This window comes from Vibrio sp. D3, from assembly GCF_043995865.1.
Taxonomy (GTDB): domain Bacteria; phylum Pseudomonadota; class Gammaproteobacteria; order Enterobacterales; family Vibrionaceae; genus Vibrio; species Vibrio diabolicus.
This window is the reverse complement of record NZ_CP171887.1, coordinates 1654997-1674122: the sequence shown is the minus strand read 5'-3', so window position 1 is coordinate 1674122 and position 19126 is coordinate 1654997. Positions and strand designations below refer to the sequence as shown.

Below are 19126 nucleotides of genomic sequence, written 5' to 3'. Positions count from 1 at the left end.
CCTATTATAAAGTAGGGCTGCATTTTAGCGCCATACAGTGAGAATGGAAGCTTTTATAGTAAGTAGGAAGTTAATATGAACATAGAACAATACCATAGACTAACCAAACAAGCCGTTGCTCTAATTGAGTCTGAGCCTGACTTTATTGCTAACCTAGCAAACTTGAGCTCACTGCTTTTCATGGAATTGGACGATCTTAACTGGGCTGGCTTTTACCTAGCAAAAGGTGAAGAGCTCGTTCTTGGTCCGTTCCAAGGAAAACCAGCTTGTGTCCGCATTCCTATGGGGCGCGGTGTCTGTGGTACTGCTGCAAAAACTAACACCATACAAAGAGTATACGACGTTCATGAATTTGAGGGACATATAGCGTGCGATGCAGCGAGTAATTCGGAAATTGTGATTCCGTTTTCTATCAATGGAGAGGTAGTTGGTGTCCTTGATATTGACAGCCCAAGTATTGGTCGATTCAATGAAACAGACGAAGAAGGTCTCACTCATTTCATGGCTGAAGTAGAAAAGCTGCTTAATTCACACGCGAACGACGCATAAATTAGCCCTCGAGTGTGGTTTTTCCTTGGCATGTCACTATAATACGAGAATATTTTTTCTTAATGCTTCGCGGAAATCCGCTCAAATCAGGAACCCTCATGACTGAAAAGTTAAAAAACAGCAAAGAAGTTATTGCATATATTGCTGAATGTTTCCCTAAGTGCTTTACTTTAGAAGGTGAAGCAAAACCTCTGAAAATTGGTATTTTTCAAGATCTTGCGGAACGTCTAAGTGAAGACGAAAAAGTAAGCAAAACACAGCTTCGTGCAGCGTTAAGACAGTACACTTCATCATGGCGTTACCTACATGGTGTAAAACCAGGTGCAGTACGTGTAGACCTAGACGGCAACCCTTGTGGTGAGCTAGAAGAAGAGCACGTTGAACACGCGAAAGCGACACTTGCAGAAAGCAAGGCAAAAGTTCAAGCTCGTCGTAAAGAACAAGCACAAAAAGCTCGTGAAGAGGGTAAGGCGAAAGCGAAACCAGCGGCTAAAAAGCCTCAACAGCCTCGTCGTACTAACAAACCAAAAGTACAAAAACCAACTAAGCCTGTAGAAACGCGCGCTCTAAATGCTGACGAAATCACAGTAGGTAACGCAGTTAACGTGAACATGGGCAAAGGAAACATGGCAGCGACCATTGTTGAAATCAATAAGGATGATGTACGTGTTCAACTTGCTAACGGCCTACAAATGGTTGTGAAAGCGGAGCACTTGCGCGCATAAAGGAGATACTCCTACGCATGAATTGCCGTTCAAAAGTGACACTGATTGCTGCTAGCTTATGGCTAGCAGCATCAGCTCAGGCTCTCGAAGCCAAACTACATAAAGATGACTTGCCGGTTCTCGCTCCTGAAGTTCAGCACGAAACAGCTAGCAAACGAGTCACCTCTCGATTTACCCGCTCTCATTATAAGCATTTCAGCCTCAATGATGATTTCTCCAAAGCGATCTTTGAGCGCTATGTAGAATTGCTTGATTATAATAGAAATATTTTTACTCAAGCGGACATCGACTCTTTTAAAGACTGGTCAATTGAGCTTGATGATCAGCTAAAAGCTGGTAACAACCAAATTGCTTTTGATGTTTATAACCTCTCAATGCAAAAGCGTTTCGAGCGCTTTGCTTATGCGTTAACGCTACTCGACGAAGAGATCAAGTTTGATACTGATGACGAGATAGAGTTAGACCGTTCTGAAGCTGCATGGCCAAAAGACGAAGCAGAGCTCAACGAGTTGTGGCGCAAGCGTGTGAAATATGACGCGTTAAATCTGAAACTGACTGGCAAAGAGTGGCCAGAGATTAAAGAGGTTTTAGAGAAGCGTTATAACAACGCGATGAAGCGGATCACACAGACTAATAACGAAGATGCATTCCAGTTATATATGAATGCCTTCGCCCGACAAGTCGACCCTCATACTAGCTATCTTTCTCCACGTAATGCTGAGCAATTCCAATCGGAAATGAACCTTTCTCTGGAAGGCATTGGTGCCGTTCTGCAAATGACTGACGATTACACAGTAATTCGTTCACTTGTTGTTGGTGGCCCTGCGTCGAAGAGCAAGCAGCTTGGCGAAGGGGATCGAATCATCGGTGTTGGACAAGACGGTGAAGAGATTGTCGACGTGATCGGTTGGCGTCTGGATGATGTAGTTCAATTAATCAAAGGCCCAAAAGGCACAAAGGTTAATCTACAGATCTTGCCAGAAGGTAACGATGCTAAGAGTTACATTGTCACAATTGTTCGTGACAAAGTTCGTCTAGAAGATCGCGCAGTGAAGTCGGAGATCATCGAAAAAGATGGTAAGAAGATTGGTATTTTAGAAGTGCCAAGTTTCTACGTCGGTTTGTCGAAAGATACCGATAAACTGCTTGCTGAGTTAAAAACCAAAAACGTTGACGGCGTAATCGTTGATCTACGTAACAACGGTGGTGGTGCATTAACGGAAGCGACAGCATTAACAGGGTTATTCATTAAAGAAGGTCCTGTTGTTCAAGTTCGTGACAGCTATGGTCGTATTAAGGTGAACGCCGATACTGACGGAAAAGTGAGCTACGATGGTCCGCTGACGGTGTTGATTAACCGCTACAGTGCTTCAGCGTCTGAAATTTTTGCAGCAGCAATGCAAGATTATAATCGTGCAATTATTTTAGGTGAAAATTCTTTCGGTAAAGGTACGGTTCAACAGCATCGTTCACTGAATCATATCTACGATCTTTTCGATAAAGAGCTAGGCTACGTTCAGTACACGATTCAGAAGTTCTACCGTATTGACGGTGGAAGTACGCAAAATCGTGGTGTTGCACCCGATATTTCGTACCCAACACCAATTGAAGCTTCTGAAACGGGTGAAAGTGTAGAAGACAATGCACTACCTTGGGATCAGATTGATAAAGCAAAATATCAAACCTTCCCAAGCAACGAAGCACTAGTTGAAAAACTCACCGCTCTTCATAACAAGCGTATTTCTGATGAGATGGAATTCCGTTTCATCAATGAAGACATAGAGAAGTATCGTAAAGAAAAAGACGATAATATGTTGTCTTTGAACGAGAAAGTTCGTAAGGCTGAATCGGATAAAGCGGAAGCACTTCGTTTGCAACGCATCAATGAGCGTCAAGCTGCTTTAGGTAAGGAAGCATTCAAAACATTGGATGATATACCTAAAGATTATGAAGCGCCTGATGTTTATTTAGATGAGTCTGTCGCGATTATGGTTGATCTGCTCAAGCAGAAAAATCAGTCATAATAACTGGCAATTCAAAGTAAAAAGAGTGAGTCTTTCAGGCTCACTCTTTTTTTATGTCTTTTCATCTTTGTTTGTATTGAGTATCAAGTAAGATATTCGCTTATTTTTTCCCAATAATTTACGTGATCTACATCTAAAATTTCGCGAAAGTGAGGACTACTGCCTAAGCTAAAAGAAAACGATAAGGATGCCGATATGAAATGGTTCTTTATTTTACTTAGCTTTTGCTGCTTTAGTGTGTTTAGCGGAGAAAACACCAGAGAAGATGAATTAAGTCACTTTGACACGCCGTTTCTCATCGGAGACTGGTATTTAATGAACCCAAACCCCGAAGAGTCGGCTGAAAATTTTCGTGCGATAAAACTGTCACTGGGTTCCGACTACAGCTTTTCTATTGATATTCAAAAGAAAGATTATTCTGTCGATCATTGGGAAGGATTGTATAACGCCAATGAAGACACCATCGTTCTTGGCTTAAACACAGATGAGCCTCAAATTTATGCCTATCGCAATAATCACAATACGCTTGATCTTAATGGTGTGACTTTTACTAAAGGGTTGTCTAACTCGCTAGCGGGCATATGGTCTAGCTCTTATGTATCCGGAGATGGCCTTGTGGCAAACAACATCAACCATATGGATCTGATACTTCAACCTGACTTCGTGTTTATGTTTCGGGTATCCAACGAAGAAGGGGATGAGTCAATCAAGCAAGGTGTTTTCTACACAGAAGATGAATATTTAGTCTTGCTCTATGAAAATGGCGAGCACGGGACCACCTATAAGCTCAACAAAAATGAATTAACGATCGAAGATTCAAATGGCGATATGTACGCGGTACTTAATCGGGTAACGCCTTGATAGCTTATCTTGCTACGACAAATTACGCGAGCATACGGTAAATTGTCAATGTTGTTTAAATGTTAATCAAAAAACGGAGCTAGAGCACTAAAAGCTCCGTTTTTTGATGGAAAGACTTGTATTCTGATACCACAACCCCTACAAATAGCTTATATAGTGATACCAGAACTGCATTTTTGATCATGCAGTCTGGTATTTTTGTTGTTCGACATACAAGGATTTATGCTCATGTCCCAAGCTCCCCAGGCCAAATATCGTAAAGATTATCAAGAGCCATCTCACGCGATTACCGATATCGATCTTACGTTTGATCTTTATGACAATGACACCATCGTTACGGCGATATCAAAGGTTGCTCAAACAGGCGATATAACAACGCTAGAACTCGATGGCGAGGGGCTTGAGCTGCGCGCTGTAAAAGTAAACGGTGAGGATTGGGCTCATCACGAAGTGAAAGAATCATCGCTTGTACTGACCGATCTTCCATCCGAGTTTGAACTTGAAATCGTCACCAAAGTTGATCCTGAAGCGAATACAGCACTCGAAGGTTTGTACAAATCAGGCGGCGCATTTTGTACTCAGTGTGAGGCCGAGGGCTTCCGTCGTATTACTTATTACTTAGATCGTCCTGATGTTCTGGCAAAATACACGACAAAAGTGATCGCAGATAAATCCGCTTATCCATATTTGCTGAGCAATGGTAACCGAATTGCAGAAGGCGATGCAGAGAACGGTCGTCATTGGGTTCAATGGCAGGACCCGCATCCAAAGCCAGCTTACTTGTTTGCTCTTGTCGCAGGGGACTTTGACGTACTGCGTGACAAATACACAACGATGTCAGGTCGCAGTGTTGATTTAGAAATCTTTGTTGATAAAGGTAACTTAGATCGTGCAGGCCATGCGATGACATCGCTGATCAACTCGATGAAGTGGGATGAAGAACGCTTTGGCCTTGAATACGATCTGGATATTTACATGATCGTTGCCGTTGATTTCTTCAATATGGGCGCAATGGAAAACAAAGGCCTAAACATCTTTAACTCAAAGTATGTTCTGGCGAATGACCAAACGGCGACCGATCGTGACTACTTAGGTATCGAAGCTGTGATCGGTCATGAGTATTTTCACAACTGGACTGGCAACCGTGTCACTTGCCGTGACTGGTTCCAACTAAGTCTAAAAGAAGGCTTAACCGTATTCCGTGACCAAGAATTCTCTTCTGATTTAGGCTCTCGCGCAGATAACCGCATCGATAACGTACGTATCATCCGTGGCCCTCAGTTTGCAGAAGATGCAAGCCCAATGTCTCACCCGATTCGTCCTGACAAAGTCATTGAGATGAATAACTTCTACACGCTAACAGTGTATGAAAAGGGCAGCGAAGTTATTCGCATGTACCATACACTCCTTGGCGAAGAGGGCTTCCAAAAAGGGATGAAACTTTACTTTGAGCGTCACGATGGTACTGCTGCCACATGTGAAGACTTTGTTTCTGCAATGGAAGATGCCACCGGTGTCGATTTAAAACAATTCCGTCTATGGTACAGCCAGTCTGGTACACCGACGCTGCGCGTAAATAGCGAATACAATGCCAATGCAAAAACTTACGCACTAACGGTAGAGCAATTTACGGAGCCAACGCAAGACCAGGCTGAGAAGCAAGCGCTGCACATTCCGTTTGATATCGAGCTGTACGATTCGAAAGGTCAAGTTATCCCATTGCTGATTAACGGTGAATCTGTTCATAACGTATTAGATATTAAACAAGATAAGCAAACGTTCGTATTCGAGAATGTCGAAGAACAACCAGTGCCATCTTTGTTGCGTGAATTTTCGGCACCAGTAAAACTAGAATACGACTACAGTGATGATGAATTAGTCTTCTTGATGAAACACGCGACGAATGACTTCGCTCGTTGGGATGCAAGCCAAATGCTATTGGCTAAGTACATTCGTCAGAACGTGAAAAACGTTCAAGCCGGACAAGACGTGTCGCTTTCTGAAGGCGTGATAGATGCGTTCCGTGGTGTGCTATTGGATGAGACGCTTGAGCCAGCTTTCATTGCTCAAGTTTTCTCTTTGCCTTCAATTAATGAGATTACTGGCTGGTACCAGCAAATTGACATCGATGCCGTAGACAAAGTGCTAAACAGCATTACAGTGTCACTTTCTCAAGAGTTAGACGATGAGCTAAGTGCAACTTATCATACACTGAAGCAAACAGAGTACACGATCGATCATGCTGCGATTGGCAAGCGTGCATTACGTAACCGTTGTCTGCAATACCTAGCACATACGGAAAAAGGTAATGATTTAGTGAAAGCACAATACGCATCTGCAAATAACATGACAGATACGATTGCAGCGATGAGTGCGGCAAATAGTGCACAGCTTGAGTGTCGTGAAGCTCTTATGGCAGACTATAGCGATAAATGGAAGCACGATGGTTTGGTTATGGACAAGTGGTTTGCACTTCAAGGTAGCAATCCTGCAGAGGATGCACTTGAAAAAGTGAAAGCCACCATGAACCACGAAGCATTTAGTTTGAAGAACCCGAACCGTACGCGCAGTTTGATTGGCTCGTTCTTAAGTGCTAACCCAGTACGTTTCCATGATAAATCCGGTGCAGGTTACCAATTTGCAGGAGAAATCCTTCGCCAACTTAATGATTCGAACCCACAAGTAGCTTCTCGAATGATTGATCCTTTGCTTAAGTTCCGTAAATACGATGAAGGTCGCCAAGCTTTGATCAAAGCAGAACTTGAAAAGCTCAAAGCAATGGATAATCTTGCTAAAGACTTATTCGAAAAAGTGACTAAAGCACTAGACGAATAGTAAACAACACAATAGGGTGGTCATTAAGGCCACCTTATTGTTTATGTCACTTAGTTTTTACTTCATGAACTATTACTACTTCAACCTCAATATTTCATATCAAACGTTTTTATCCCATTATTCTGGCGCGGCAAGTGTTGTTCAAGTCGTCACACATAACGGTTTACGTTTGCAGTTACCCGCCGCACGATTTAGACCATTTCTTAGTCAATTAGGCATTAAAGGCCAGTTTAGACTAACAACTGACCAAAATAATAAGTTTCTTAAGTTAGAAACTCTGTGATGTATTGTATTTGCAGAGAGTTAAATAGGAATCTTAGTCACAGAATCGGACATTTCACCTCTTACCACCACGATTAGTTGTTAAACATTTGTAATTATGCTTTTACAATGGGCACATGCATTACCTATGCTTAGTTTCTAAGGTAACAACCTAGCTACTAAGTCCCCCTACAAAACAACAATTCTAATGTGGAGTGTGAATATGACCGCGCGTGAAAATGTAGTGCCGGTTCTGCTTGAAAAAGTTTACCAACTGATTCAAGACAAACTCGAGCTTTCTCACCAAACGCTTGTAACTAAACTTGCTCAACACTTATTCAGTAACATTGCTGATGATGACCTGATTCAGCGAAACGAATCCGATCTTTATGGTGCTGTCGTCAGCCTTTGGCACCATATCAATGAAAAAAAACCAGAAGAGATTTCGGTACGAGTATTTAACCCGACCGTAAGTCGTCAAGGCTGGCAATCCACACACACAATCGTAGAAATTGTTGTTCCAGATAGTCCATTCTTAGTGGACTCAGTCAAAATGGCTTTAGCGCGTTTGGATCTTGTTTGCCACTTAATGTTAAACAACCCAACACAGATACAGCGTGATAAAAAAGGCCAAGTTACCGACGTAAACGGTGAGGGTGGTGTTCTTCAATCACTGTTCCATATCGAGGTAGACCGCCTTACTAGTAAAGAAGAGATGCAAGCGCTTAAAGAAGAGCTGTTAAAAATTCTATCTGACACTCGTTTAGTCGTTGATGACTGGAAGCAAATGGTTGATAAGCTTAAGCTTGTGACTGATGAACTTGAGAAAAATAAAGATCGTGTTTCTATCCAAACGGATCGTATGGACGAAACGATCGCATTTCTTCGTTGGCTAGAAGATCATAACTTTACCTTTATGGGTTACAAAGATTATGATTTAGAAGAAGTCAATGGTGATACCGAGCTTGTTCCTGCTAAAGAAAAAGGACTTGGTCTATTTGCTGATGACAAGCGTGTGCGTAGCGTCAAGCTATCTGAGCTTTCAGATTCAGCGCGGTTAGAAGCGAAAAAGCCATACGCTCTGATCATCACAAAAGGTAACAAAGCATCTCGTATTCACCGTCCAGCTTATACTGATTACATCGGTATTAAGAAGTTTGATGAAAACGGTAAAGTAATAGGTGAGCATCGCTTTACTGGTCTATATACCTCTGCCGTGTATAACCAAGCGGTACAAAGCATCCCTCTGATCCGTGAAAAAGTGGACCGTATCCTTGAAGCGAGCGGATATCGTCACGGATCGTATTCATACAAAGCATTGCACAATATCTTAGAAAACTACCCACGCGATGAACTACTTCAAGCAAATGAAGAAGAACTGCTTGAGGTGGGTATGGGTGTTGTACAAATGCAAGATCGTGACCTACTGCGTTTATTTGTTCGTAAGGACCCATTTGGTCGTTTCTTTAGCTGCATGGTTTATGTCACTAAAGATCGTTACAACACAGAGTTACGTCGTCAAACTCAACGCATTCTTAAGCAGTACTTTGGTTGCGAGCAAGAGGTTGAATTTACAACGTTCTTCTCAGAAAGCCCACTAGCGAGAACACATTACATTGTTCGTGTAGACAATAACAACATTGACGTAGACGTGAAAAAGATCGAGCAAAACCTAATGGAAGTTTCTACCTCTTGGGATGACAGACTAAAAGAATCCATCATTGCTAACTTTGGTGAAAGCAAAGGCCTTCCTCTTTCAAAAGAATACATGAGTGCGTTCCCTCGCTCATATAAAGAGGACATGATGCCAGGTTCTGCGGTTGCAGATATTGAACGCTTAGAAGCGTTAAGTGATGATAATAAACTTGGCATGTTGTTCTACCGACCTCAAGAAGAGGGGGCGGATTCAAAAGCTGTTCGCTTGAAATTATACCATCGCGATGAGCCAATCCATCTTTCTGACGTAATGCCAATGCTTGAAAACCTTGGCTTGCGAGTGATCGGTGAATCACCGTATGAGATCGAGAAAAACAACGGACAGACATTCTGGATCCTTGATTTCTCTATGCTGCATAAGAGCGAGAAAACAGTTGATCTTCGTGAGGCTCGTGATCGTTTCCAACAAGCATTTGCCGCAATTTGGGCGGGCAACCTTGAAAGTGATGGTTTTAACCGATTGGTACTCGGTGCGTCGCTATCTGGGCGTGAAATTTCCATTCTTCGTGCTTATGCTCGATACATGCGCCAAGTCGGTTTCCCATTCAGTCAACAATACATCGAAGACACGCTAAGCCACTACCCAGACTTAGCAACAGGTCTAGTCAAGCTGTTCACCAAGCGATTCGATCCGAAACACAAAGGCAGTGAAAAAGGCCAAAACGATCTGATTAAAAAGCTAACAGAGCAGTTGGATCGTGTAGAGAGCTTGGATGACGATCGTATTATTCGTCGTTACATAGACATGATCATGGCGACACTTCGTACTAACTACTATCAATTAGACGAAAGCAAGCAATCTAAGCCTTGGTTATCTTTGAAAATGAAACCGAGCGATATTCCAGAGATTCCGCAGCCTGTACCCGCGTTCGAGATCTTTGTGTACGCACCAGATATTGAGGGTGTTCACCTTCGTGGCGGAAAAGTGGCTCGTGGTGGTTTACGTTGGTCAGACCGTCAAGAAGATTTCCGTACAGAGATTCTTGGTCTCGTAAAAGCTCAGCAAGTTAAGAACACCGTTATCGTACCTGTGGGTGCCAAAGGCGGCTTTGTTTGTAAACGCCAGCCATCTCTCACAACCCGTGATGAGATCTTTGCTGAAGGCCAACGTTGTTACAAACGATTTATTCGTGCGCTACTTGATGTATCGGATAACATCATTGAAGGTGAAGTCGTGCCACCACAAAACGTTGTGCGCCATGACGAAGATGACCCATATCTAGTAGTGGCGGCAGATAAAGGCACAGCAACATTCTCAGACCTAGCGAACTCTGTTTCTGCAGAGTACAACTTCTGGTTAGGTGACGCATTCGCTTCAGGTGGTTCTAATGGTTACGACCACAAAGCGATGGGTATCACTGCAAAAGGTGGTTGGGAATCAGTTAAGCGTCACTTCCGTGAAATGGGCATCAACTGTCAGACCACTGATTTTACCGCAATCGGTGTAGGTGATATGGCAGGTGACGTGTTCGGTAACGGTATGCTGTTATCGAAGCATATTCGATTGCAAGCTGCCTTTAACCACATGCACATCTTTATTGATCCAAATCCAGATTCAGCCACCAGCTGGGAAGAACGTAACCGCTTGTTTAATCTGCCAAGATCAAGCTGGGAAGATTACAATAAAGATTTGATCTCTCAAGGTGGTGGCATCTTCTCTCGTCGATCAAAATCGATCCAGTTAACGCCAGAAATTCAGAAAATGTTAGGTACTAAGAAAGCATCTTTAGCGCCTAATGATCTGATTAAGATGATCTTGAAAATGAAAGTCGATCTGCTTTGGAATGGTGGTATCGGCACTTACGTTAAAGCCTCGACAGAAACTCATACGGATGTTGGTGACCGTGCTAACGACATGCTGCGCATTGACGGCCGTGACTTAAGAGCAAAAGTAGTTGGCGAAGGCGGTAACTTGGGTATGACTCAGCTTGGTCGTATTGAATACGCACTGACTGGCGGCCGAGTGAACACAGACTTCGTTGATAACGTGGGTGGCGTTGACTGTTCGGATAATGAAGTCAACATCAAGATCTTCCTCAATGGATTGGTTTCAAATGGCGATCTTACGGTTAAGCAACGTAACCAAATTCTAGAGTCTATGGAAGACGAAGTGGGTGAAATTGTCTTAGATGATGCTTACCGTCAATCTGAGTCGATCTCCGTTACTGAACAGCAAGGTGTTGGCATTGTTAAGGAACAAATTCGATTCATCCATACCATGGAAAAAGCAGGGTACTTGGATCGTGCTCTCGAATACATCCCTGATGATGAAACGCTAATCGAGCGTGAAAAACAGGGACTAGGTCTGACTCGCCCTGAGCTATCAGTGTTGGTTGCCTACGGTAAAATGGTACTTAAACAGCAACTTGTTACGGATGAAATCGCGAATGATGAATTCCACGCGAAACAGCTTGTTGAATATTTCCCAAGTGCGTTACGACGTAACTATAAAGATCAAATGGTTAATCACCCACTGCGAGCTGAAATTATCGCTACAGCATTGGCTAACCAGATGGTTAATGAAATGGGCTGTAACTTCGTCACTCGTTTGCAAGAAGAAACCGGTGCAAGTGTTGTCGATATTGCTAACGCATACAGTGCGGCTCGTGAAATTTTCGATCTAGAAGCAATTCTTAAGCAGACTCGTGAACTCGATAATATCGCCACTGCTCAAGCTCAGTACGAAATCATGTTTTATGTTCGTCGAGCACTACGTCGAATTGCACGTTGGTTGCTTCGCAACCGTAGTGGTAAATGCACAGTTGGTGAGCTGATTGCTATCTACAAGCAAGATGTCAATGTTATCACTGAAACCTTAGACACTATGCTGGTTGAGTCTGAAGTAGAAGAACACAATGAACTTGCTCAAGGGTGGATTGAGAAAGGGGTAGAAGAGAAACTTGCACATCAAGTCGCTCGTTTATCCAGCTTACAATCTGCACTGGATATCTCATCAGTGGCGAGTGAAACAGGTAAAACGGTTGAGCAAGCATCGAAGCTCTACTTTAACTTAGGAGACCGTTTGTCGTTACACTGGTTCTTGAAGCAAATTAACAGCCAAGCCGTTGATAATAACTGGCAGGCACTGGCAAGAGCTGCATTCCGAGAAGATCTGGACTGGCAACAACGTCAACTTACGGCTCAGGTATTAAATTGCGGCTGTGCAACGGAAGAGCTAGACGTGATGAAAGCGTTAGAAGATTGGATGGAAACTAACGAGCAATCACTGCACCGTTGGGAAAGCATCTTAAATGAGTTCAAAGTTGGCTCTGTCCACGAATTTGCTAAGTTTTCTGTAGCACTTCGAGAATTAGTACTCTTGAATCTCAACTGTTCGTCGAAAGAGTAGATGAGCTAGTCAAATTGTAAATAAAAGCCTCGTTATTTAGCGAGGCTTTTTTGTTGCTCATCGTTTCTACTATAGTGCGGGTGAGTTACAGTGTAACAGCGCTGGGAAGTTAAAATAGGCTGAAATCGATTGCTTTAGGGTGGTTAGTTATAAATTTTATTGTTGAAATCTTACTCTAATTGTTTGTTTTATATTTGAAAATATTAGAAAGATATAGGTTTTTACTTAATACATTCATTTTCATTGAATTACGATGAAAAACAGTAAATAATATTGTCCCGTTTATACGGGGCTTTTTTCTTTCGGAGGCACAATGCTTTACCGTCTAGCCAGAACTGGCTTTTTCCAACTCGATGCCGAGAAGGCACACGATCTTGCAATCAAGAACTTCCAACGCTTTAACGGCACACCACTTGATCTCTTTTACCGCCAACAATTACCAACTCGTCCAGTTGAGTGTATGGGACTAACATTCCGTAACCCAGTAGGTCTTGCGGCTGGCTTAGATAAAAACGGTGAATGCATTGAAGCATTTGATGCCATGGGCTTTGGCTTTGTCGAAGTTGGCACAGTAACACCTCGTCCGCAACCAGGGAATGATAAACCACGCTTATTTCGCTTAGTCGAAGCTGAAGGGATCATCAATCGCATGGGCTTTAACAACCTAGGCGTTGATAATTTGGTCGAGAATGTAAAGCAAGCAAAATTCAACTGTGTTCTCGGAATTAATATTGGTAAAAACAAAGACACACCAATTGAGAAAGGGGCAGAGGACTACCTGATTTGTATGGAGAAAGTGTATGAGTACGCAGGCTACATTGCGGTTAATATCTCATCACCAAACACTCCGGGTCTTCGTTCACTTCAATATGGTGAAGCGCTTGATGAACTACTTTCTGAATTAAAAGCGAAACAAGCGGAACTTTCAGAGAAATACAACAAATACGTCCCGCTAGCATTAAAAATTGCGCCTGATTTGAGTGACGAAGAAATCTGCCAAATCTGCGATTCTTTATTGAAAAACAATATAGATGGTGTGATCGCGACTAACACAACTCTGGATCGCACGATCGTAGAAGGAATGAAACACGCCAATGAGGCAGGTGGTTTAAGTGGTCGCCCTGTGCAATTACGCTCTACGGAAGTCGTACGTAAGCTTCATGAAGAGCTAGGAGACAAACTTCCAATTATCGGTGTTGGTGGTGTGAATTCCTATGTTGCAGCCAAAGAAAAGCTGATGGCAGGCGCTAAACTTGTTCAAGTCTACACCGGCTTTATTTACCACGGCCCAAGCCTAGTACGTGATATTGTTAAGAATCTTTAACATATACATCAAAAACCACTGAAAAATCAGTAGCTATTACATAAAAAAGAGGACTTTGTTTCCTCTTTTTTTTTATCCGTTCGTTTGTAAAATTTAAAAATCACGAGTAGGTAATTAAGCGTCTTACCTCTTTACCACTGATTTAACTAGTCAAGAGAGAACGGAATAATGCTTAAACCCAGCGACAAATGGAATTGGTATTTTGACGAGCAAAAAGCTTGCTTAATGCTGGATCTGGGGGAGGAAATGATTTTCCAAACCAATTTATCCCGAAAATTGTTGGTTAACTGTGCCTTCTCAAACAATGAATTTACCGTTGATGACGCCAGTGCATTCCAAACGTTTAATGAACGTATTCGATGCCTCGACATCAGCGAATACCGCCAAGCTGAGTTAACACTGTATTGTGTTGCAGCAAAGCGCTTTCATAAACCTGTACAGCCTAAAAGCTGGTTCTTTGACGCACAGTCCTCAGGTTACGAGCCTGAAGAAGGGGACATGGTCTTTCTAACAAACCAATATTCTGATGGCATGTTCATCGTGTTAGAACCAGGCGAGACGTCGAGCTTATGTGCTTATGTTAACCAAGAAGCGTTTGTGCTTGATGGCAATAAGGCGCTTCAGTTTGGGCAGCCGATTAAAGTAATGCATGACCGCATGGCTTGTGCAAATCACCTCTTTGCAATAACCCCTATGGCAATGGTGGGGTAAACCTGTTTAATTTTTTCTTTATTTCGTTCCTTTGTTTGCATTAGTCGACCTCGTTAGGTCGATTTTTTTTGTCCTTTCCTTTGATACTAGAGCCCCATCAGCCATGAAACTGTATGTTTTCTATGCATGCAAACATGAAGCTGGTCACTTTTATTTTACTTATTTCAATCTGATGACTCCCTTAACTAGGCAACCTAGCGCTTAAAATGACCCCATTTATTCCCCTATAAGGCAAAAATGTAAGTAACTTACATCAACAATCACTGCCTGGTATATACCAAAATCAATGTAAATAAGTATTCACTTCTTTCCAAGGAAACAAAATTTCGTTCGTGAATAAAAAACACTCAAATTGAAGATGTTGAAAGTTTCAGATCATTTTGTTGGTGATGATTTGAACTAACAGGTGGGGAAATTCCTTTAAAAACGAGGCATTGATCGTAAAGTCAGGTATAATTGAAGCCATTTTTTATCAGCGAAAGAACACTATGAATCAATATCTCGCGGTAACTTCAAATGGCATGGAAAATTTGCTTGTTGAAGAACTGACTAAACTAGGCATTGAAAATGCGAAACCAGTACAGGCAGGCGTAAAATTTAAAGCGACAAACGAACAGGTTTATCGCTGTTGTTTGTGGAGCCGTTTAGCGTCTCGATTTGTACGTGTTTTATCTGAGTTCACGTGTAACAACGACATGGACTTGTATTTATCTACATCTGCTATTAACTGGGTTAACCAATTTCATAGCTCTAAACGTTTTGTTGTGGACTTTAACGGCACAAACCGTGAGATCAGAAATAGCCAGTACGGTGCGATGAAAGTCAAAGATGGCATCGTAGATTGCTTTGAAAATAAAGGATTGCCGCGTCCCAACATCAGTAAAGAACGCCCAGATGTTCGTATCCACGTTCGTTTGCATAAAGATAAAGCGTTGCTTGGGATAGATATGGTAGGTAGTGGTTTGCATCAACGTGGCTACCGACCAGAATCGGGTCGTGCCCCGTTACGTGAAACGCTTGCTTCTGCGATTATCATGCGTTGTGGCTGGGATGGGCATCAACCATTACTCGATCCAATGTGCGGTTCTGGTACTTTGCTTATTGAAGCTGCGATGATGGCTGCCAACATGGCTCCTGGCGTTAAGCGAAAGCAATGGGGTTTCGAAGTGTTGGAAGACTTTGAACCAGAGACTTGGGCAGAGATTAAATCAGAGGCTAATGTTCAAGCTAGACGAGGTGTCAAGAAAGTTGACGCTAAGTTTTTTGGCTTCGATAACGACCCTAAAGTATTAAAAGTTGCTCAAGAAAACGCGCGCAGAGCAGGCGTTGAAGAATTGATTGAGTTCGCACAAGGTGATGCTGCAACCATTACTCGTCCTGCAGGATTCGAACACGGTGTTATCGTTTCAAACCCACCTTACGGTGAACGTCTAGGAACTGAGCCGGGGCTAATTGCGCTCTACACCGCATTTGGTGGACAGCTAAAATCTGAGTTTGGTGGATGCAAAGCCTCTATCTTCTCGAGTTCAGACGAGCTGCTGAGCTGTCTTCGTATGCGAGCTGATAAACAATTTAAATTGAATAATGGTGCGTTACCTTGTCACCAAAAGAACTACAGTATTGCAGAGCGCAGTGCTGATGAAGTGAAGGGTGCTGATACTAATGTTCAAATTGCACCAGATTTTTCAAATCGTTTAAAGAAAAACATTGGCAAGATTGGCAAGTGGGCTCGTAAAGAGAAGCTTGATTGCTACCGAATCTATGACGCTGATCTTCCTGAATACAATGTGGCGATAGACGTATACGGCGATCAAATCGTAATTCAAGAGTATGCTGCGCCAAAAAACATTCCAGAAGAAAAAGCAAAACGTCGCCTAACGGATATCATTCGTGCAACGATTCAGGTGACAGGTGTAGAGGCGAACAAAGTTGTACTTAAAGTTCGTGAAAAGCAGAAGGGTCGCAACCAATACCAAAAATTAGGTCAGGTATCAGAGACGCTTGAAGTAAACGAGTACGGTGTGAAGCTGATCGTAAACCTTCATGACTACCTAGACACTGGCTTGTTCTTGGATCATAAGATCACTCGTCGTCGCTTAGGTGAAATGGCGCAAGGTAAAGATTTCTTAAACTTGTTTGCATATACTGGGAGTGCGACGGTTCACGCAGCGGTTGGTGGCGCTCGTTCCACAACGACTATTGATATGTCAAATACCTACTTGAACTGGGCGAGAGACAATATGCAGCTTAACGGTTGTGTAGGACATCAGCATCGCTATGAACAAGCAGACTGTTTGCAATGGCTAGAAAACGCGAAAGGTGAGTACGACTTGATCTTTATTGATCCACCTACGTTCTCTAACTCTAAGCGTATGGAAACATCATTCGATGTACAACGTGACCACATTAAACTGATGAAGAATCTTAAACGTTTACTAAGAAGTGGAGGCACTATCGTATTCTCTAATAACAAGCGCCACTTCAAGATGGATGAAGAGTCGCTGGCCGAACTTGGTTTGAAGGCTCAGAATATTTCTTCTCAAACGTTACCATTAGATTTTGCGCGTAATAAACAGATTCATAACTGTTGGCTAGTAACGCACGCGTAGTATAAACAAAAGGATTAATACGTGCTGATATTGTATAGCACGGAGGGATGCCATCTTTGTGAGATGGCATTTGCTCTAGTAGACCAAATTGGTTTGGCCGAGCAAACAGATATCATTGATATTGCGTTCGATGATGCACTGTTTTCTCGTTACGGCGTCACAATACCCGTATTAAAGTATCAAGATTCTGAGTTGAACTGGCCGTTTGACTTAGAACAACTCACACATTGGTTGGATAATAATGGCATTACTTACCATTCATAACGCACAACTTGCATTTGGTGACCACCCATTACTGGACAAAGCGGAGTTCGCTCTTCAAGAAAACGAACGCGTTTGTTTAGTGGGTCGCAACGGAGCAGGTAAGTCCACGTTAATGAAAGTGCTTGCCGGCGACATTTTGTTGGACGACGGCAAGATTCAAATCACTCAAGACGTCGTTGTTTCTCGACTTGAACAAGATCCACCGCGTAATCAAGAGGGTACGGTTTACGAATACGTATCTGGCGGTTTGGCTGAAATCGGCGAACAACTGAAGATCTATCACGATCTTCTCGATCTTGTTGCTCAAGACCCGAGTGAGAAAAACATCAACCGTTTAGCCAAGGTCCAAGAGCAGCTTGACCATTCTAATGCTTGGCGTTTTGATGACCGTGTTAAGAACGTACTTGGTGCTTTAAAACTAAGTCCAGAAACTAAACTGACCGATTTATCCGGTGGTTGGCAACGTAAAGCCGCTTTAGCTCGCGCGCTGGTTTGTGACCCTGATGTATTACTTCTTGATGAGCCAACAAACCATCTTGATGTAACAACTATCGAATGGTTAGAGAACTTCTTAAAAGACTTCAAAGGCTCGATCATCTTTATTTCTCACGACCGTGCGTTCATCAAATCAATGGCAACACGCATTGTTGATTTAGATCGCGGGCAATTAGCTTCTTTCCCTGGTGATTACGACAACTACCTAGAAGAAAAAGAAGAGATGCTCCGCGTTGAAGAAATGCAGAATGCTGAATTCGACAAAAAGCTTGCTCAAGAGGAAGTTTGGATTCGGCAGGGCATTAAAGCACGCCGAACTCGAAATGAAGGTCGTGTACGCGCATTGAAGAAACTTCGTGAAGAGCGTCGCGATCGCCGGGATGTCCAAGGCAAAGTTAACCTTAATATCGATGATGCTTCACGTTCAGGGAAAATTGTATTTGAAGCAGAAAACATATCTTTTGCTTACGAAGGCAAGACAATCGTCGACAACTTTAGCTTTAACATTATGCGCGGTGACCGTATTGCACTTATCGGACCAAATGGCTGCGGTAAGAGTACGGTACTTAAATTGCTATTAGGGCAATTGGAAGCGCAGTCTGGTCGTTTACACTGCGGAACAAAATTAGAAGTCGCGTACTTTGATCAGTACCGAGAGGTTTTGGATCCAGAAAAGACAGTGATCGATAACTTAGCGGATGGGAAACAAGAAGTAATGGTTGGGGGACGTCAGCGTCATGCGCTGAGTTATCTTCAAGACTTCTTATTTGCACCTAAGCGCGCAAGAACCCCGGTTAAGGCGCTCTCTGGTGGTGAGAAAAACCGATTACTGCTAGCTCGTATCTTGTTGAAACCAAACAATTTACTTATTCTTGATGAACCAACCAACGATTTGGATATCGAAACGTTGGAACTTTTAGAAGAAATGCTTGCCAACTATCAGGGCACATTGCTTTTAGTTAGCCACGACCGAGAGTTTGTTGATAATACCGTTACCACAAGCTGGATCTTCGAAGGGAACGGAGTGATTGAAGAGTTTGTTGGTGGTTATCACGATGCAAGACAACAGCGTGAACAGGTATTGGCGGTTCGTCAAGCGGTTGAAAAGCCAGCGAAAAGAGAAAAAGTGGTTGAGGAAACTCCCAAAACAACTCAACCTAAGAACAACTCGAAGAAGTTATCGTATAAGCTGCAAAGAGAATTAGAAGCTCTACCAGCTAAACTAGAACAGTTAGAGTCGGATATCGAGGGCCTTCAGGAGCAAGTGAACGATCCAGAGTTCTTTGCTAAACCTGTAGAGCAAACTCAGCCGGTATTGGAACAGCTTGCTGCGCTAGAGCAGGAGTTGGAAAACGCATTCGAGAGATGGGAAGAACTCGAAGCAATGCAACAGGATAGTTAAG

The 19126-nt window shown here is 42.8% G+C and carries 12 protein-coding genes; all 12 read left to right on the top strand.

What is annotated here, in order from left to right; all coding sequences use genetic code 11:
• The first annotated feature begins 75 nt into the window (after positions 1-75).
• The 12 genes from ACHFJ9_RS15705 (at position 76) to ACHFJ9_RS15650 (ending at position 19125) form a co-directional block, all read left to right on the top strand.
• A complete protein-coding gene (locus ACHFJ9_RS15705) occupies positions 76-549 on the top strand; it encodes a GAF domain-containing protein (protein WP_065646467.1) in 474 nt (157 codons plus the stop codon).
• 98 nt (positions 550-647) lie between these two features.
• Positions 648-1274, top strand: a complete 627-nt coding sequence (proQ, locus tag ACHFJ9_RS15700) for an RNA chaperone ProQ (protein WP_005396555.1) — start codon at positions 648-650, stop codon at positions 1272-1274.
• Positions 1275-1291: 17 nt separating this feature from the next.
• Positions 1292-3298, top strand: coding sequence for a carboxy terminal-processing peptidase (prc, locus tag ACHFJ9_RS15695; RefSeq protein ID WP_005396554.1), 2007 nt, complete (start codon positions 1292-1294; stop codon positions 3296-3298).
• A 195-nt stretch (positions 3299-3493) separates the two neighbouring features.
• Positions 3494-4159, top strand: coding sequence for a hypothetical protein (locus ACHFJ9_RS15690; RefSeq protein WP_005396553.1), 666 nt, complete (start codon positions 3494-3496; stop codon positions 4157-4159).
• 228 nt (positions 4160-4387) lie between these two features.
• Positions 4388-6994 (top strand): aminopeptidase N, encoded by a 2607-nt coding sequence (pepN, locus tag ACHFJ9_RS15685; RefSeq protein WP_395355409.1) that lies wholly within the window; start codon positions 4388-4390, stop codon positions 6992-6994.
• A gap of 64 nt (positions 6995-7058) precedes the next feature.
• Entirely contained in the window at positions 7059-7277 is a 219-nt protein-coding gene (locus ACHFJ9_RS15680) for a DUF2835 domain-containing protein (protein ID WP_046876238.1), read from the top strand.
• Between the two features lie 201 nt (positions 7278-7478).
• Complete coding sequence (locus tag ACHFJ9_RS15675) at positions 7479-12320, top strand: NAD-glutamate dehydrogenase (protein WP_225461686.1); 4842 nt, start codon at positions 7479-7481, stop codon at positions 12318-12320.
• A gap of 313 nt (positions 12321-12633) precedes the next feature.
• On the top strand, positions 12634-13644 hold the full coding sequence (gene pyrD, locus ACHFJ9_RS15670; RefSeq protein ID WP_256899078.1) for a quinone-dependent dihydroorotate dehydrogenase: 1011 nt from the start codon (positions 12634-12636) through the stop codon (positions 13642-13644).
• A 168-nt stretch (positions 13645-13812) separates the two neighbouring features.
• Positions 13813-14355, top strand: a complete 543-nt coding sequence (locus tag ACHFJ9_RS15665; protein WP_005396505.1) for a cell division protein ZapC — start codon at positions 13813-13815, stop codon at positions 14353-14355.
• 488 nt (positions 14356-14843) lie between these two features.
• Positions 14844-16964: a bifunctional 23S rRNA (guanine(2069)-N(7))-methyltransferase RlmK/23S rRNA (guanine(2445)-N(2))-methyltransferase RlmL gene (gene rlmKL, locus ACHFJ9_RS15660; RefSeq protein WP_395355406.1), complete on the top strand. Its 2121-nt coding sequence runs from the start codon at positions 14844-14846 to the stop codon at positions 16962-16964.
• Between the two features lie 63 nt (positions 16965-17027).
• A complete protein-coding gene (locus ACHFJ9_RS15655) occupies positions 17028-17228 on the top strand; it encodes a glutaredoxin family protein (RefSeq protein ID WP_012841808.1) in 201 nt (66 codons plus the stop codon).
• Entirely contained in the window at positions 17206-19125 is a 1920-nt protein-coding gene (locus tag ACHFJ9_RS15650) for an ABC transporter ATP-binding protein (protein ID WP_395355404.1), read from the top strand. Before ACHFJ9_RS15655 ends, ACHFJ9_RS15650 begins: the two co-directional genes overlap by 23 nt.
• Position 19126 lies beyond the last annotated feature (1 nt).

What these genes read in the sequence shown, in the direction of transcription:
- ACHFJ9_RS15705 (WP_065646467.1), top strand. Translation starts at nt 76, where the DNA reads ATGAACATAGAACAATACCATAGACTAACCAAACAAGCCGTTGCTCTA.
- proQ (WP_005396555.1), top strand. Translation starts at nt 648, where the DNA reads ATGACTGAAAAGTTAAAAAACAGCAAAGAAGTTATTGCATATATTGCT.
- prc (WP_005396554.1), top strand. Translation starts at nt 1,292, where the DNA reads ATGAATTGCCGTTCAAAAGTGACACTGATTGCTGCTAGCTTATGGCTA.
- ACHFJ9_RS15690 (WP_005396553.1), top strand. Translation starts at nt 3,494, where the DNA reads ATGAAATGGTTCTTTATTTTACTTAGCTTTTGCTGCTTTAGTGTGTTT.
- pepN (WP_395355409.1), top strand. Translation starts at nt 4,388, where the DNA reads ATGTCCCAAGCTCCCCAGGCCAAATATCGTAAAGATTATCAAGAGCCA.
- ACHFJ9_RS15680 (WP_046876238.1), top strand. Translation starts at nt 7,059, where the DNA reads ATGAACTATTACTACTTCAACCTCAATATTTCATATCAAACGTTTTTA.
- ACHFJ9_RS15675 (WP_225461686.1), top strand. Translation starts at nt 7,479, where the DNA reads ATGACCGCGCGTGAAAATGTAGTGCCGGTTCTGCTTGAAAAAGTTTAC.
- pyrD (WP_256899078.1), top strand. Translation starts at nt 12,634, where the DNA reads ATGCTTTACCGTCTAGCCAGAACTGGCTTTTTCCAACTCGATGCCGAG.
- ACHFJ9_RS15665 (WP_005396505.1), top strand. Translation starts at nt 13,813, where the DNA reads ATGCTTAAACCCAGCGACAAATGGAATTGGTATTTTGACGAGCAAAAA.
- rlmKL (WP_395355406.1), top strand. Translation starts at nt 14,844, where the DNA reads ATGAATCAATATCTCGCGGTAACTTCAAATGGCATGGAAAATTTGCTT.
- ACHFJ9_RS15655 (WP_012841808.1), top strand. Translation starts at nt 17,028, where the DNA reads ATGGCATTTGCTCTAGTAGACCAAATTGGTTTGGCCGAGCAAACAGAT.
- ACHFJ9_RS15650 (WP_395355404.1), top strand. Translation starts at nt 17,206, where the DNA reads ATGGCATTACTTACCATTCATAACGCACAACTTGCATTTGGTGACCAC.